Raw genomic sequence first — 15609 nt, 5'->3', positions numbered from 1 at the left:
TACGTTTACCTATTGATTTCATGACATTCTCCAATTGGTTACTGGAAAAGTGTCAACCTTATTTAGGACGGGTCAGTGAGATATGAAAAGGCCAGAACATCTGTTCTGGCCTTTTTGCATGGATAACACCGACTCTCAGAGTCGGTGACTAAAATTGTTTATAGTTGAGTAACAAACGTACCTTTAGGTACCACTGGTAGGTAGTTCTTGTAGAAGTCCAAGTAGGCTTGGTTTGGGTTCAAGTCTGCGAACAGTTCTGGGTACATTGCTTTTGCGTAGAACTGAATCATTGCACCATCAAGAATGGTACGACATGCACCGTGGTAGGCTGCATACATACGGTTATTTTTAACCGCGTTAATTGAAGACCAGCCAAGGCGTTTTTTAAAGCCTTCTAAACGTTCTTTCGCGACAGACTCTTGAACGCCTTGTCCCATCACCATTGAATCATTGCCTGTGCCAGTTTCATAGCCAGTCATAACAATTACATCAGGGTTTGCTGCGATAATTTGCTCAGGGTTTAACTTGCCCCACCATTCAACATACGGTGCTGAGATGTTGTCACCTCCCGCTACTGTAGCGATTGCACCCCACATATTTTTACCAAAGGTATAACCAATTTCGCTTACGCCTGCGGCACCGTATTCAGTATAAATTTTTGGCTTAGGAAGGTTTGCTTTTTCTAAACGTGCAGCGATCATTTCGATGTTCTGCTTGTATTCATTCGCAATTTTCGTTGCACGTGCTTCTTGACCGGTGATTACACCAATGATCTCAGTACTTTTGATGTGACGATCTAGAGTTTGAGCGTTGTAATCTACAACAACAATTGGAATCCCTGCACTTTCAAGGCGCTCGATATCACTGCCTAAGCCTTTATATTGCCAGTCAGCCAACATGATGAGATCAGGATTCAGGCTAATGACTTTCTCTACTGAAAAAGTGTTGGTATCAACACGGCCAATACCAGCAATATTATCTAGTGAAGGACGGTGTTTAACGTTCATTTCCCAGTTTGCTGGGCGCGCTTGCCAAATGTATTTCGACATACCCACAACGTTGTCATACGCAGCTTCCGTACCAATGGCCATGTAATCTTCTGGATAGAAGCCAACGATAACGCGTTTTGCTGGCGCATCGAAGGTTACTTCACGATCAAGCACGTCCGTAATTGTGGTTGTTTGTGCAAAGCTGTAAGAAGCAAACAGCAAAGTAGAAAGGCTAAACAGTTTCTGAATCATTTATTGGAACCTACTTTTGTCCTTGTTGAAAAGATGGTGATGAATCGAGTTCGCATTTTTAGCGAGAGGGTGATTATATTTCCAAAGTAAATGCATATGCAAACTATTATCATTTATTTTACGAGTAAAATGTCTCTGTAAATGACTCTTTTCGGGTGAGAGTTTAAAAATCAAGCTATTGAGTTAAGCTCTATGGTTTTCATACGGCGATGTGAACGTTCAACCACTCAATAAGAAAACGTCATGTTGCGGCGTACATCTTCGCATCTGCTTGTAGAACAGCTATGTTTTAGAGGTGATGTTTATAAAAGAGTCTTGGCGGCAGAAAGGACGACTAGGGACCTGATTATGAAGAAAAGGATAACGCTGCTATTGATGTCGGTACTACTCATTGCAGGGTGCAGTACCAAGTTTGTTTACCATAATATCGACTGGTTTATTCTTGAGTACCTAGATGATTATGTGACTTTGACAGACCAGCAGGAAAGTTTGGTGAAAACGCAAATTGATGCACTCAGCCAATGGCATCAAAGCGAAGAGCTAAATAACTATATTGTGCAGTTTGATCAGCTGCTTGAACTTAATCCTAAAACTCTCTCTCTGGATGAGCTTCAACAGCATAGAGAGTGGATGTATGCACATTATCAGCGTTTAGTGACGCAAATCTTTCCGAGTATTTTTCCAATAGCCACCGATTTGTCAGACAAACAGGTGGATGAATTTATGCAGGGGTTAGAAAAGCGGCATCAAAAATACGCCGATAAGTATGCGGATTTGAATGAAAGTGAAAGCAGAGCCAAGTATGAAGAACGAATTATTGATCGTATGGAACAGTGGTTAGGTTCTCTAACTGCTGACCAAGAAAAATTAGCAGGACAATGGGCGAAAGCTCTACAAATAACGACCTATGACTGGATAGCGTTTCAAAAGACGCAACGAAACGAAATTCAATCACTGTTGAATCAACGCCATAATCAAACTGAATTCAATCAGCGATTGCAGAAACTTCTCTTTTCCCAAGAAGAGTCCTACAGTCCTGTGCTCAAAGCAAAGCTCAACTACAACGAACAGACATCAAACGAATACATACTCAGTATCGTTCATCTTTCTACACCAAAGCAGATCGAACATTTCAGAGAGACCATTTATGAATGGCGAAGTTTAGCCGACGAACTCTATTCGGCCAGATTCTGACTTAGCACTCCCCATTTAAGCGCTCACATAAGGGGAGGGATAGATGGTTATATTTACTTAGGCTATGAGTTGAGAACATTATTAATTAATATTCTCAATTGGTGTTACAATCGTCGGGCAAATGTAACAACAGGTAAACTTTGTCTAGCGCATATAAATCCTAATCCGTTGATTATTTAGAACAATGCTAGTCATTTTGTAGTAGGGATACAGATATACATGAAAAACTTTTCTTTTAAGAACAAAATTATAGCGCTGATTGCTAGCATTATTACTGTGACAATTTTTGTGTCATATATGAGCGTAAACCACTTTATCAGTGGCTACATCTATGAGTCAGACACGGCCAGAATCAAACACAATATTGATTTGGTTACTGCGCAACTAGAGCGAGCACTGCAAGAAAAGTTAACACTGACGAAAAGTCTCAATTTCAGCATGATGGATATCGCAGACACCAAAGAGTCGACAGGCTTTGCGAGCATTGTGTTGGTAACGAATGGCTATGCTTTCGATGATACTGCTAACTCGCTTGATGATGAGCAAACGGAAACATATTTGAAACTAGCTGAACAGTTGACGGAAGAGCCGACCATGAGCGGCGTGGAAATGGTGGATGGAAAACCAACGGTTCGCATCTCACTCAAAAAATACGATGGTTCGGCCAACTTCTTTACTCTCGACATCAGCAATCTGAAAGACGTTATCGAAGCTTATTCATTGCCGGGCAGCTATATGGAACTGATATCGGCAAACCAAATCACCATTTTCTCTGATAAATCTAGTGACAACGTTATTCCAGTTTCAAAACAATTCACAATTGATGGTCAAAATTGGTCGTTGAATGGCTATATCGATCTAGACAATATCCAGAACAATACAGACAGTCTCAACTGGGATATCACTCTGGCGTTGTTGATCTCAGCTGCAATTATTATCTGTTTGAGTGTGCCAATGTTGAATTTTGCCTTCAAACCTCTATTGCGTTTAAAAGAGTTGGTTGCTGATCTTTCGCAGGGTAATGGTGATTTAACTCAACGCTTAAGTGTTACATCGAAAGATGAAATCGGTGAGATATCAACTTCTATTAACCGCTTCATAGAACAGCTTCAGGGGATGTTTATTGAAGTCTCCAGCTCATCGTCCAAAATCGATACTGCGGTGAGTCATCTTAGTAGTCAGTCTCAATCAAATATGCAGATGTTAAATGCTCATACTATTGAGACAGAGCAGGTGATCACAGCGATTGACGAAATGAGCGCAACTGCCAATTCAATTGCACAGAGTGCCGCAGACGCCGCCAAGCTTACTGAGTTGACCAACGCTTACGCAGACGAGTCTAAACAAACCGTAAACCAAGCAGTGCAAAGCGTGACAGCATTGGAAGCGGATGTGTCTGAGATGTCGAACACCATCAGTGCCATGAATCAAGATACCAAGCAAATTGGTTCGGTACTTCAGGTGATTGGTGATATCGCAGAACAGACTAACCTGTTGGCATTGAATGCAGCGATTGAAGCGGCGCGTGCTGGCGAGCAAGGTCGAGGTTTTGCCGTAGTTGCTGACGAAGTTCGTGCACTGGCGGCTCGCACGCAGCAAAGCACAGGGCAGATCAATGAAATGCTGTCTAAGCTCAATAGCACGTCAGAAAATGTAGTCACAAAGATGGAAACAACGCGTAAGAGCTGTGAAGCAACATCGCAAAGCACTCACAAGGTGATGGAGTCATTAAATACTGTGACAACATCCGTAGTGGAGATTAACGATCTAAACACATTAATGGCGACCTCTGCTGAGCAGCAAAGCCATGTGACAGAAGAAGTCAGTCGTAATATGGCGACAATTCAGGAGTTAATCGGTCAGCTTAATAACAGTGCTTCACAAACAAACACCATCAGTCAGGAACTTAGAGGAACATCGACAGATCTGTCTGACGTCGTCACTCAGTTCAAAGTTCACTGAAAATAGCCGTTTCCGAAGATGACTGAAAAAGAGCACCAGACGGTGCTCTTTTTTTTGTAGGAAATATGACTCTGAAAAATAAATCTATAAAAAATGAAACGATGTGTTAGATAAAGTGCGACTGTATTCTAATAAAATATGACCGAGGTCTCATTTACCGAACGATGTTGTCTCAATTTTGAACTAATACTCATTGTTTCATATTAAGTTTGGATACAATGTGCCGAATAATAAACGTGGCTTAGTAAAGTTGTAGGAATAATCCTACTTCGAACTGTTGTGTTAAAGAGTGAAAAATCAGCTTGGTAGCCGATATCAAGCTCTAGCTATAAAGCAGTTAACTGAGAACCCGCATAATAACTAACACTCTATTCACCATTTGCTCACTGATTTTATCGGGGTCAGTAGGCTAAAAACTTTGTGAAGGACGCGAAGAATAATGAAGAGTTTTTCCTTTAAAAACAAAATTATATCGCTAATAGTTGCCATAATCGCTATCACTATTTTTGTTTCGTTTCTCAGTGTAAACCACTTTATCAGTTCCTATATCTATCAATCAGATATAGAAAAAATTGAACATAACATCGAGTTAGTAAACAGAACTCTGGAAGGTGAGCTACGCGACAAGATCAGTTTGGCGAAAAGCCTTAAGTTCAACATGATGGACATCGGCACGACAAAAGAGTCGGCGGGTTTCACTCATATTGTTAGACTAGCAAGTAGCTATGCGTTTGATGATACGGGCAGAGTGCTAGAGCAAGATGAGACACAAAAGTACATCACTATGGCAGAGAGCCTTACTTCTGAACCAACCGTGAGTGAAGTCATTATTGTTGATGGCCAGCCTACATTAAATATATCCATTAAACATCTTGATGGTTCATCCAACTTTTTCACGCTAAGTTTGAGTGGATTGAAGCCAATTCTAGAAGCTTACTCTCTTTCAGGCAGCTACATGGAACTGATTTCAGCGAACAACATTACGATTTTCTCTGATAAAGCTGGCGAGAACCTGATACCAGTTGAACGCAAATTTGATATTGGCGGTCAGACTTGGGCACTTAATGGCTATATTGACCTTGATAATATTCAAGCCAATACCGACAGTTTGAACTGGAAGATCACCATGGCACTACTTATTTGTGCAGTGATCATTATTGGTTTAAGCATCACAATGCTGCATTACGCATTTAAACCGTTGTTGCGTCTTAAAGAACTGGTGGCCGATCTCTCGCAAGGGAATGGTGACTTAACTCAGCGCTTAAGTGTTACTTCTAATGATGAAATTGGTCAGATTTCGACGTCTATTAACCGTTTCATTGAACAGCTTCAGGGAATGTTTATCGAAGTATCCAACTCTTCTGAGAAAATTGATTCTGCGGTTAATCACCTCAGTAACCAGTCCGAATCTAATATGCAGATGTTAAATGCACATACCATTGAGACAGAGCAGGTGATTACCGCGATTGACGAAATGAGTGCGACAGCTGGTTCGATTGCACAAAGTGCAGCAGACGCAGCCAAGCTCACCGAACTTACTAACTCATATGCGAACGATTCTAAGAAAACGGTCAATCAAGCGGTACAAAGCGTGACGGAATTAGAATCGGATGTAGCTGAAATGTCGAATACCATCAGCGCCATGAACCAAGATACTAAGCAAATAGGTTCGGTACTTCAGGTGATTGGTGATATTGCAGAACAAACAAACTTATTGGCGTTGAATGCAGCAATCGAAGCAGCGCGTGCTGGGGAACAAGGTCGTGGTTTTGCCGTGGTAGCTGACGAAGTTCGAGCACTGGCAGCCCGTACGCAGCAGAGCACAGGGCAGATTAATGAAATGCTGTCTAAGCTCAATAACACATCCGAAAATGTTGTGAACAAGATGGAAACCACACGTAAGAGCTGTGAAGCAACATCGCAAAGCACTCACAAGGTTATGGAGTCATTAAATACTGTGACCACGTCCGTGGTAGAAATTAACGATTTGAACACATTAATGGCAACCTCTGCTGAGCAGCAAAGCCATGTGACGGAAGAAGTCAGCCGCAATATGGCTGCTATTCAGGCTCTGATTGGTCAGTTGAATGATAGTGCTGCAGAAACCGACAATATCAGTCGTGAACTGGGTGGTACGTCGAGTGATCTGTCGCAGGTTGTGGGACAGTTTAAAGTTCATTAATCATTTGTTTCAAATGTCATCGAGAGCACCAATAGGTGCTCTTTTTTTGTGCGCTTTTCAATACCATGTATAGGGTAGGTAATATGATTGTCAGTGTTGTTCTGGTCATATTGAGTGAGTTGTTAACACACGTTTAAATTGGTGACGAATCAGCTCAAAAGGAACCAATATGAAACGTTATGGGATAATTGCACCACTTGTACTGCTAGGTACATTAATGACAACTCACGCTCGGGCGTCGGATTCACGGGTAGACATAGAATTAGGTTGTGTCTCTGTTGCAAACAAAGATGTCTCAATAAAAACGGGAGATTGTCGCAACAGGAAAGTGGAAACAGTGAAAGTGGTTAAGGTCGTCAAAGTAGTTGAAGAAGAGCATTATCGCAGCCACCCTGTACATGGAAAACATCCGGGTAAAGGCCACTACAAGAAAAAGTCTGTTGAAGAGGCTTCATTCCATAAACATAAGCACTAAATCAACTTCAGAAAAACAAAAGGGATGCATCAAGCATCCCTTTTCTGTTCAGTCACTTATAACGCTTAAACGTCGTAAGTAGTAGACGCAGTGTTGCCGCCTGTACCAGTCCAGTTTGTGTGGAAGAATTCACCACGTGCACGGTCTGTACGCTCGTAAGTGTGAGCACCAAAGTAGTCACGTTGAGCTTGCAGCAGGTTCGCTGGTAGACGAGCCGTTGTGTAACCGTCTAGGAAGGTTAGAGCTGAAGTCATACATGGCATTGGGATACCGGCTTCTAGAGATTTAGAAGCCACTTTACGCCATGCTACTAGGCTGCTTTGTAGAATGTTCTTGAAGTACTCGTCAGAGCCTAGGAATGCTAGTTCTGGGTTCTTCTCGAATGCATCACGGATGTTACCTAGGAATGCGCTGCGGATGATACAACCACCACGCCACATTAGCGCTACGTTACCGTAGTTTAGATCCCAACCATTCTCGTTTGATGCTTCGCGCATTAGCATGAAGCCTTGAGCGTAAGAGATGATCTTAGAAGCAAGCAGAGCTTGACGAAGTGCATCAACCCACTCTTGTTTGTCGCCTTCAACTGGAGTGATAGTTTTACCAAACAGTTTTTCAGCTTCAACACGTTGGTCTTTCAGTGCAGATAGACAACGAGAGAATACAGACTCAGAGATTAGAGTTAGAGGAATGCCTAGGTCTAGCGCGTTGATACCTGTCCATTTACCGGTACCTTTTTGGCCAGCAGTATCTAGAATTTTCTCTACAAGTGGCTCACCGTCTTCATCTTTGTAGCCAAGGATGTCAGCTGTGATTTCTACTAGGTAGCTGTTTAGTTCAGTCTTGTCCCATTCTGCAAATACAGCTTGCATCTCGTCTGCAGACATACCAAGACCATCTTTCATGAACTGGTAAGCTTCAGTGATCAGCTGCATGTCGCCGTATTCGATACCGTTGTGAACCATTTTAACGAAGTGACCCGCACCGTCGTTACCAACCCAGTCACAGCATGGCTCGCCAGCGTCAGTTTTTGCAGAAATACCTTGGAAGATTGGCTTAACCGCTTCCCAAGCTTCAGGAGCACCACCAGGCATGATTGAAGGTCCGAAGCGTGCGCCTTCTTCACCACCAGAAACACCAGTACCAATGAAGTAGATACCTTTTTCACGTAGCGCAGCAACGCGACGGTTTGTATCTGGGTAGTTAGTGTTACCGCCATCAATAATGATGTCGCCTTTGTCTAGCAGCGGTACTAGTTGATCGATGAATGCGTCAACTACTGAACCCGCACGAACCATAAGCATCACTTTGCGAGGAGTTTCTAGTTTCTCTACTAGCTCTTCTAGAGAGTAAGCACCAATGATGTTAGTGCCTTTCGCTGGACCTTCTAGGAACTCGTCAACTTTTGACGCAGTACGGTTGTGAGCAACTACTTTGAAGCCGTGGTCGTTCATGTTTAGGATCAGGTTTTGACCCATAACCGCTAGGCCGATTACACCGATATCACCTTTCATTTGTTTCTCTCCTTCACGCAATCTTTGCTGCTGCGTCTAAATCTAAATACCACTCGGTTTCGCCAGTCTTTGACTGAACTTTAGCTGCTGGATAAGGCAGGTCAGCGGCTGGAGTAGTGTGAATTTCATTGACGATCTCGGTTTTACCTGCACCAAGAACGAGGTAACTAATACGTTTTGCTGCTTCCAGAACTTTCGCTGTTTTTGAAATGCGAAGTTGACCAGATTCAGGATGAGTCGCAACCAAAGAAAGGTTCGGATCATCGTAGTTGGTTACATTTGGAAATAGCGACGCAGTGTGGCCGTCAGCACCAACACCAAGCAGAATCCAATCGAAAACAGGGGTGCCGTTTTCACATGGAACAACATCAGCCATCTCTTTTGCAAAACGTTCTGCTTCTGCTTGTGGATCATCTTCACCACGAATACGGTGGATGTTCTCTGCAGGTAGGTTTACTTGGCTAAATAGCAGCGTATTTGCTTCACCGTAGTTGCTCTCTGCATCATCCGGTGCCACACAACGCTCATCACCCCACCAGAAGTGAAGGTTTTGCCATTGAATAGCGTCTGCATAAGGTGCATTCGCTAATAGCTTAAACAGCATTTTAGGAGTGCTACCGCCAGACAGTGAAATGTGCACTGGTGTGCCTTGTTCACTGTAGCGTTGCATTTCGTTGGCTAACGACTCAACAACCTGCTCAGCTGTCTGAAAAATCTTTGAATTGATCATAGTTCGCAGTAATCCGTGTCAGTAAGGTTTTTGCATGGGAAACGCCATGCTCTTCCGTCATTATTGAGAAGGTCATCAGACTCTTTCGGCCCCCAAGTACCACATGCGTATCCGTATAGGGATTGTGGGTCTTGTTTGAAATCCAGAATTGGCTGAACGAACTTCCAACAAGCTTCTACTGCATCGGTACGAGCAAACAGCGTTGCGTCACCGTTCAGTGCGTCTAGCAATAAGCGCTCGTAGGCAGTCAGCATCTTAGTTTCTTCTAAAGATGCGTAATGGAAGTTCATTGAAACTTCTTTCGCTTTGAAGCCTGCGCCCGGCTCTTTCAGGCCGAAGCTCATCAGGATGCCTTCGTCTGGTTGAATGCGGATGATCAGTTTGTTCTCAGGCGCATTTTGACCAAATACTGGGTGAGGGGTGCGTTTAAAGTGAATCACTACTTCAGTCACGCGAGTCGGTAGGCGTTTACCGCTGCGCACGTAGAAAGGAATGCCATTCCAACGCCAGTTGTTGATAAACATTTTCAGTGCGACATACGTTTCTGTACGCGAATCTTCTGCAACACCCGGTTCGTTACGGTAACCCGGTAGAAACTTACCGCGCACTTCTGATTCCGTGTATTGACCAAGTACTAGGTTGTTACGTAAGTCATCTTCAGACAGTGGCTGAAGGCTTTGCAGAACCTTGTTTACTTCATTACGGATAGAATCCGCGTTGATAGCTGCAGGTGGCTCCATGCCGATCATTGCTAATACTTGTAGCAAGTGGTTTTGGAACATATCACGTACTGCGCCAGAGCCGTCGTAATAACCTCCGCGCTCTTCTACACCTAGGAATTCAGCACCTGTGATTTCAACGTAATCAATAAAGTTACGGTTCCAAAGTGGCTCAAACATACCGTTTGCAAAGCGGAACACAAGTAGGTTTTGAACAGTTTCTTTACCTAGATAGTGGTCAATACGGTAGATTTGGTGTTCTTTGAAATGGTGGTGAATCTCAATATCCAGTTCTTGTGCTGATTTTAAATCGTAACCGAATGGTTTCTCGATGATCAGGCGTTTCCAACCGTCTTTTTCATCGTTTAAGCCATGGGCAGCAAGGCAAGAAGGGATCACACCATAAAGGCTAGGAGGAGTAGCAAGATAGAACAGGGTATTACGTTCTTCAAATGCGTATTGGTCTGAAAGTGAGTCTAAACGGTCCTTCAGTTTTACATAATCTTCGACATCCGATGTATTGATGGCTTGATAGTGAATGTATTCACAAAAAGCATCAAGAATCTCAGGTTCGGTTTTCTCTAATTCTTGAAGCGAGCGTTTCAATTTTTCTCGGTAAGAGTCGTCACTGTATTCAGTACGACTTACGCCTAAGATTGCAAAGGATTTTGGCAGTTGGTTGCTTGCAAATAGGTGGTATAAAGCAGGAATCAACTTGCGGTAGGTTAAATCGCCCGAAGCACCAAATATCACGATGCTGCTGTTTTCAGGTATTAACATCTTCTTTCCCTTAGAAACTAGGTGTGCCCAAAAACCAATGGAGTTGTTTGGGTATATTTAGCAATGGCTTACCCTAGCAGCGCAATGCACAAATAAGTAATTGGTTTTGTCTATTTCTGTAATTAGAAAAACCGAAACGCCCTTTGTACTCAATGTCATTATTTTACATTGGACATCGGGACATGGCTGATTTGGTATCAAAATGTGACTTCAAACCAACGCGAGGTCGGTATTGTCTACGACAATTTGACACACATCAACTATTGATCGCGCAATCGAATAACTTTTGTTCGATATGTAACCATAAATTCATTTTTTGTCGGTAATAGAGCCAGAATATGTGACTCTATTAACCGGTTTAGAATTGCTGTTTCATATACGCTTTCACAGTTTTGATGTGTTCTTCTTTGTCGATGTCACTGTGCTGGAATTTTTCCAAGAACATGTCGGCGTATTTCTGGTACACATCCTGTTCTAGGAAGAGCAGATAAAGTTTCGGATCGATGTGTCCTGAGGTTGCCATTTTGGTCATGATCGAGATTGACTCATCAATGGTTTTTGCCTGTTTGTAAGGTCTGTCATTGGAGGTTAAGGCTTCAAATACGTCTGCGATAGCCATGACTCTTGCCTGAACAGAAAGTTCTTCCTCGTGTAAGCCTCTTGGATAACCTTTACCGTCCATACGTTCATGATGACCACCTGCAATGTCAGGAACATTCTTGAGATGTTCAGGGTAGGGTAAACGTTGCAACATGGTGATGGTTTGCACTATGTGGTCATTAATCATAAAACGTTCTTCGCTATTTAATGTGCCACCGCGAATTGAGAGGTTGTACAACTCGCCACGGTTGTATTGGTATTCTCCAGGTTGAAGAACAAAAGGTTCCTGCCATGTGTTTTTCGGATTGTTGTTAGCTTCCCATTTTACTTGGTGAACTTGCTTGTCGGCGATGAGGTTTTCCATTACTGGCAATGGTTGTTTTTCACCAGCTCGTTGTGCCTCAATCCAAGAAATACCCAACTGATCATCAAGGGTTCGTTTCCACTGTTTCTGCGCTATTGTCTCTAATCGAGCAACGTCTTCATCAGACATGTATTCACCGCCGATGTTGCATTTAGCAACGAAAGCAAAGTCTTCATCCAATGAGTGCTGAGTCTGAGTCAAAGTCGCTTTAAGCTGGTTTTCATCGCCACCCAGAGCGATGCCTTGCCAATAATCCGCTTCTGCCTGTGTTTTCAGTAATTCAAAACGCATACGAACTTCATGTATTCGGTCATAAATGGTTTCGAGTTTTGTCGCTTTGTCCACTACGTATTCAGGTGTGGTTACTTTACCGCAATCGTGTAGCCAAGCCGCCAGATTGAGCTCTTCCCACAGCGGTTTACTCATCGAGAAATTACGGTAGTAGTGCGTATCTTTGTCTGCGACTTCTGCCAGCATTTTGGTCAGCGCAGGGACACGTTGGCAATGACCTCCCGTGTACGGAGATTTGGTATCGATAGCCGATGCGATAAGGGTAACGAAGGCATTCAACATGTCTTTTTGTTGTTGAATCTTGTCTATGTTGTCTTTGGCAATTTCGGCAAAGCTTAAAAGCTCACGCAAGAAGGCGTGCTTGTCATATTGCTCTGAGGTAATAGCGCGCTCGTAACCCAAATTCAAAACGCCGACTAGCTGTTTTTGACGGTTAAGCAGCGGGAAGAAATAGATATCTGAGTTGTACAGATAATCCTGATGCTTCTTCAAAATATTGTCGCTTCGGGTTAAATGAACCGTTTCACCTTTATTGAGTTCCGCCATTAACCACGGCGTTCCAGTGATCAACGAGTTCAGGTCGATTTTAAATGGAATGATGGCGTGGTCTGCGACGTTGGTGAAAGTTTCTTTTTCAGGAGAGTAGGTGTAAAGCTGAATCGTCTCGGCGCGTGTGACAAGATAACTCTGATGTGTGATGGTTTTTGCTAACACACCAAAATCCTGATTCGATGCGGTATCACGAAGAAGCCTTAGCAAGTCGTGTAACGTGTGTTCCATCAGCTCTATTGATTTGGTGAGGTTCGCCACCTCCCTAATCACACTTTTAGGATAGCGAGTCTTCTTGAATTCGAAGCGGGTAATGTTGTCTGTCAGCTCCATTAAGTTCACTAATGGTTTCGCGAGGCGAGCAGAGATAATCCATACTGCGGCAAAGCAGATAACCATCAATGCTATCGCCGCTTGCACTTGCTTGGTTCGCATTGAAAGTAAGCTGGCAATCAGATCATCCTGTGGTGTGGCATCGGCAAGAAGCAAATGAATACTAGGACTTAAAGCGACAGGAGTCAGAGTAACAGACCATGATTTCCCCTCAAGCTCAATAGACTCATACAAGGTTGAGCTGCTGACTCGGTTTGCAACTGGAGCAAATATACTGTTATTTAGCTTTTTCTGAGTTGAGTTATCATCATCAGTCAGACTTAAGGATGTGTTGTGCTGAGCTAAGACTCGAAACTGGTGGTCAAAAAGTGCAAGCTTAGCGTTTTGTGAAAAACCGATATTCGATAGTTCTTGTGAAAGCGAGTCAAGCGTAAAGTCTGCACCCACAACCTTGCTGCCGTCCGCAGATCGACGTGACAGTGTGACGCCTGGTGTTTGAAACAGATAGAAGACATAAGGTTCGGTTAAACGAATAACATCGTCTTGTGCCGCAGATGTGTACCAAGGGCGTGTTCGTGGATCGAACTGACTGGCTTGTTGAGCTACATGACCTACCCGCATGAGGTCTTGATCAAAGAAAATGTAGTCGTTGGTGCCATCCATTTTGGTGTAGTTAATAAACAAACGAGCGGTGTCCGGCGCGTTAACCCGTTGTCTGGATTGGCTGTCAAATAACGGACGAACAATGGTGAAATCGCCCTCCTCATTAGCGAAGTAGAGGGCGACTAAGCTCGTTTGACGCTCGAACAACAAGCGCATTGAGGAAAGCCAACGAGCTCGTTCTGAGGGTGGTTCGTTATCATCGATGAAACTGCTGTAAGCCATAAAATCCAAGGTGGACAAAATAGGAGCAATGCTTTTTTGAAAAGTTGATTCTAGTTTGCGGCTGTTTTCTTGGCTCAACTCTTGAGCGCTGCCACTGAGTAATTGCTTTGCATGTTGAGAGCTGATGCTAATCAGTACCGCTCCTACAATAGCCGTTAATATGAAAAAAAGAGTACTGATGTGAATACTGAGTGAGTAGCGGCGCTTCATGCAGAATCCCTTCAACAAATGGTTGTATAAGTATTGTCGAACTTAGAAAAGTTGCAAAAAATATCCGTAAAAATAGTTATTGAAAATTTCACAAAATCATTAACTTATTAAGATTATTGTTTGTCATCTCCAGCCCGAAGCTCAAAGTGAAATGACCTTCAATCTGGCTTGGAATCAGGTGTGGACTGATATTCATCTAGTTTTAGTTGCGTGTACGGTTGTAGTTCATAGAGGGGCTGATACACTGCGTATATCGTGATGTAAGGAAAGAAAAATGAAACTCGAAGTAGATACCCATACCCACACTTACGCTAGCGGTCACGCATACAGTACCCTGATTGAAAATGCCAAATTGGCAAAGCAGAATAATCTCGCCATGTTTTGTATGACTGACCACGCTGAAACTATGCCTGGAGCGCCTCATTACTGGTTCTTTGCCAACCAACGTGTTGTTCCGCGTTTTCTAGAAGGGGTGGCAATTATTCGCGGTATTGAATCCAACATTATGAACGTTGAAGGCGAAGTGGATATTCATCCTACCTTAGATGAAAAGTTGGATTGGGTGATCGCCAGTTTTCATGAAGCGGTTTTTAGACCTTCTAGTAAAGAAGATCATACTCAGGCACTGCTCAATGTTATCAAAGGCGGACGTGTTGACGCTTTAGGTCACTTAGGTAATCCAAATTATGATTTTGATTTTGAAGCTGTGATTGCTTGTGCCGTTGAACAAAACGTTGCTATCGAAATCAATAACAGCACTTTGAAAGGTCATAGTCGAGTAGGCAGCGTCGATCGTTGCTATCAAATTGCGGAAGTTGCAAAGCGGTTAGGCGCTTGGATAACAACAGGTAGTGATGCTCATTTTTGCCAAGATGTCGGTGTGCTGACGAAGGCAGAACAACTTCTTAACAATGTTGGTATTGATTCCAAGCAAGTAATTACTCATAGTGCACAGCAGTTCCTAAACTTTTTGGCGCTTCGAGGAAGAGAGCCAATAGAAGAGTTTGCGGACTGGTATAAATAACAATAATGATTCTGGCTTACTGTAAAAAGTAAGGCGAACACGGAAGAGAAAGTAAATGAAAAAACTATTATTCATTGGCCTAGGGTTGTTGCTGTCAACTCAACTGTTTGCTGCTGACTTTGATCTCAAAGCGACAATGAAGCAGATGAAACAAACATTCAAACAAGCTGCGCAGGCTCAGACTATTGAAGAGATGCAGCAACCAATAATCGATTTAAATCAACTGGTTGAGCAAGCAAAGCAGGGGGATTATCCACCTGAGAAAAAAGACATCTATCTTGAAGGCTTCAACAAGCTGACTGTTACTCTAGAGAAGATTGAAACTGAACTACAAGCAGGTCAGTTTGAGGCGGCAAAAGAGTCATTGAAACAAATCGATGGTCTTCGTGAGGAGTACCATGACAAACGTAATCCAAGTATTTGGCAGCGTTTGTTTGGCTAATAGCCACAGATTAGTATGCTCAACAGCATCAAATGAGAATATCGAAGGTAGCCAAATGGCTACCTTTTTTGTGTCCAAGAAGCCTTGTGAAAGAAGAGTAAGATAGCTGTTTTA

At 43.0% G+C, this 15609-nt stretch carries 11 protein-coding genes; 6 read left to right on the top strand and 5 right to left on the bottom strand.

Annotation, left to right across the window (positions count from 1 at the left end):
- Positions 1–158: 158 nt before the first annotated feature.
- Positions 159–1241, bottom strand: coding sequence for an ABC transporter substrate-binding protein (locus ACRQQK_RS04580; RefSeq protein ID WP_457510252.1), 1083 nt, complete (start codon positions 1239–1241; stop codon positions 159–161).
- A gap of 348 nt (positions 1242–1589) precedes the next feature.
- Between ACRQQK_RS04580 and ACRQQK_RS04575 the strand changes: the two genes are divergently transcribed.
- The 4 genes from ACRQQK_RS04575 to ACRQQK_RS04560 all read left to right on the top strand — a co-directional run bounded on the left by ACRQQK_RS04575 (position 1590) and on the right by ACRQQK_RS04560 (position 7054).
- The gene (locus ACRQQK_RS04575; RefSeq protein WP_457510251.1) at positions 1590–2435 is read left to right on the top strand and encodes a DUF6279 family lipoprotein; all 846 of its coding nucleotides are present in this window, start codon (positions 1590–1592) and stop codon (positions 2433–2435) included.
- A gap of 219 nt (positions 2436–2654) precedes the next feature.
- Entirely contained in the window at positions 2655–4397 is a 1743-nt protein-coding gene (locus ACRQQK_RS04570) for a methyl-accepting chemotaxis protein (RefSeq protein WP_457510250.1), read from the top strand.
- A gap of 439 nt (positions 4398–4836) precedes the next feature.
- The gene (locus tag ACRQQK_RS04565) at positions 4837–6579 is read left to right on the top strand and encodes a methyl-accepting chemotaxis protein (protein WP_457510249.1); all 1743 of its coding nucleotides are present in this window, start codon (positions 4837–4839) and stop codon (positions 6577–6579) included.
- A gap of 169 nt (positions 6580–6748) precedes the next feature.
- Complete coding sequence (locus ACRQQK_RS04560; RefSeq protein WP_457510248.1) at positions 6749–7054, top strand: hypothetical protein; 306 nt, start codon at positions 6749–6751, stop codon at positions 7052–7054.
- Between the two features lie 65 nt (positions 7055–7119).
- Here the strand turns inward: ACRQQK_RS04560 and gnd are convergent, their stop codons facing one another.
- The 4 genes from gnd to ACRQQK_RS04540 form a co-directional block, all read right to left on the bottom strand.
- Positions 7120–8568: a decarboxylating NADP(+)-dependent phosphogluconate dehydrogenase gene (gnd, locus tag ACRQQK_RS04555; RefSeq protein WP_457510247.1), complete on the bottom strand. Its 1449-nt coding sequence runs from the start codon at positions 8566–8568 to the stop codon at positions 7120–7122.
- 13 nt (positions 8569–8581) lie between these two features.
- Positions 8582–9298, bottom strand: a complete 717-nt coding sequence (gene pgl, locus ACRQQK_RS04550) for a 6-phosphogluconolactonase (RefSeq protein ID WP_457510246.1) — start codon at positions 9296–9298, stop codon at positions 8582–8584.
- Positions 9295–10797, bottom strand: coding sequence for a glucose-6-phosphate dehydrogenase (gene zwf, locus ACRQQK_RS04545; protein WP_457510245.1), 1503 nt, complete (start codon positions 10795–10797; stop codon positions 9295–9297). The genes pgl and zwf overlap by 4 nt, the downstream gene beginning before the upstream one ends.
- A gap of 358 nt (positions 10798–11155) precedes the next feature.
- Complete coding sequence (locus ACRQQK_RS04540) at positions 11156–14029, bottom strand: HD domain-containing phosphohydrolase (protein WP_457510244.1); 2874 nt, start codon at positions 14027–14029, stop codon at positions 11156–11158.
- A 274-nt stretch (positions 14030–14303) separates the two neighbouring features.
- Between ACRQQK_RS04540 and ACRQQK_RS04535 the strand changes: the two genes are divergently transcribed.
- Together ACRQQK_RS04535 and ACRQQK_RS04530 are read left to right on the top strand one after the other, a co-directional pair.
- Positions 14304–15053, top strand: coding sequence for a PHP domain-containing protein (locus ACRQQK_RS04535; RefSeq protein ID WP_457510243.1), 750 nt, complete (start codon positions 14304–14306; stop codon positions 15051–15053).
- Between the two features lie 55 nt (positions 15054–15108).
- Positions 15109–15495, top strand: coding sequence for a cytochrome b562 (locus ACRQQK_RS04530; protein WP_457510242.1), 387 nt, complete (start codon positions 15109–15111; stop codon positions 15493–15495).
- Positions 15496–15609 lie beyond the last annotated feature (114 nt).

The sequence above is a fragment of the Vibrio sp. C8 genome (assembly GCF_054051265.1).
This window is presented reverse-complemented; position numbering and strand designations above follow the sequence as displayed.

Coding starts and splice junctions, on each gene's coding strand:
- ACRQQK_RS04580 (WP_457510252.1), bottom strand. CDS start 1,241: ATGATTCAGAAACTGTTTAGCCTTTCTACTTTGCTGTTTGCTTCTTAC.
- ACRQQK_RS04575 (WP_457510251.1), top strand. CDS start 1,590: ATGAAGAAAAGGATAACGCTGCTATTGATGTCGGTACTACTCATTGCA.
- ACRQQK_RS04570 (WP_457510250.1), top strand. CDS start 2,655: ATGAAAAACTTTTCTTTTAAGAACAAAATTATAGCGCTGATTGCTAGC.
- ACRQQK_RS04565 (WP_457510249.1), top strand. CDS start 4,837: ATGAAGAGTTTTTCCTTTAAAAACAAAATTATATCGCTAATAGTTGCC.
- ACRQQK_RS04560 (WP_457510248.1), top strand. CDS start 6,749: ATGAAACGTTATGGGATAATTGCACCACTTGTACTGCTAGGTACATTA.
- gnd (WP_457510247.1), bottom strand. CDS start 8,568: ATGAAAGGTGATATCGGTGTAATCGGCCTAGCGGTTATGGGTCAAAAC.
- pgl (WP_457510246.1), bottom strand. CDS start 9,298: ATGATCAATTCAAAGATTTTTCAGACAGCTGAGCAGGTTGTTGAGTCG.
- zwf (WP_457510245.1), bottom strand. CDS start 10,797: ATGTTAATACCTGAAAACAGCAGCATCGTGATATTTGGTGCTTCGGGC.
- ACRQQK_RS04540 (WP_457510244.1), bottom strand. CDS start 14,029: ATGAAGCGCCGCTACTCACTCAGTATTCACATCAGTACTCTTTTTTTC.
- ACRQQK_RS04535 (WP_457510243.1), top strand. CDS start 14,304: ATGAAACTCGAAGTAGATACCCATACCCACACTTACGCTAGCGGTCAC.
- ACRQQK_RS04530 (WP_457510242.1), top strand. CDS start 15,109: ATGAAAAAACTATTATTCATTGGCCTAGGGTTGTTGCTGTCAACTCAA.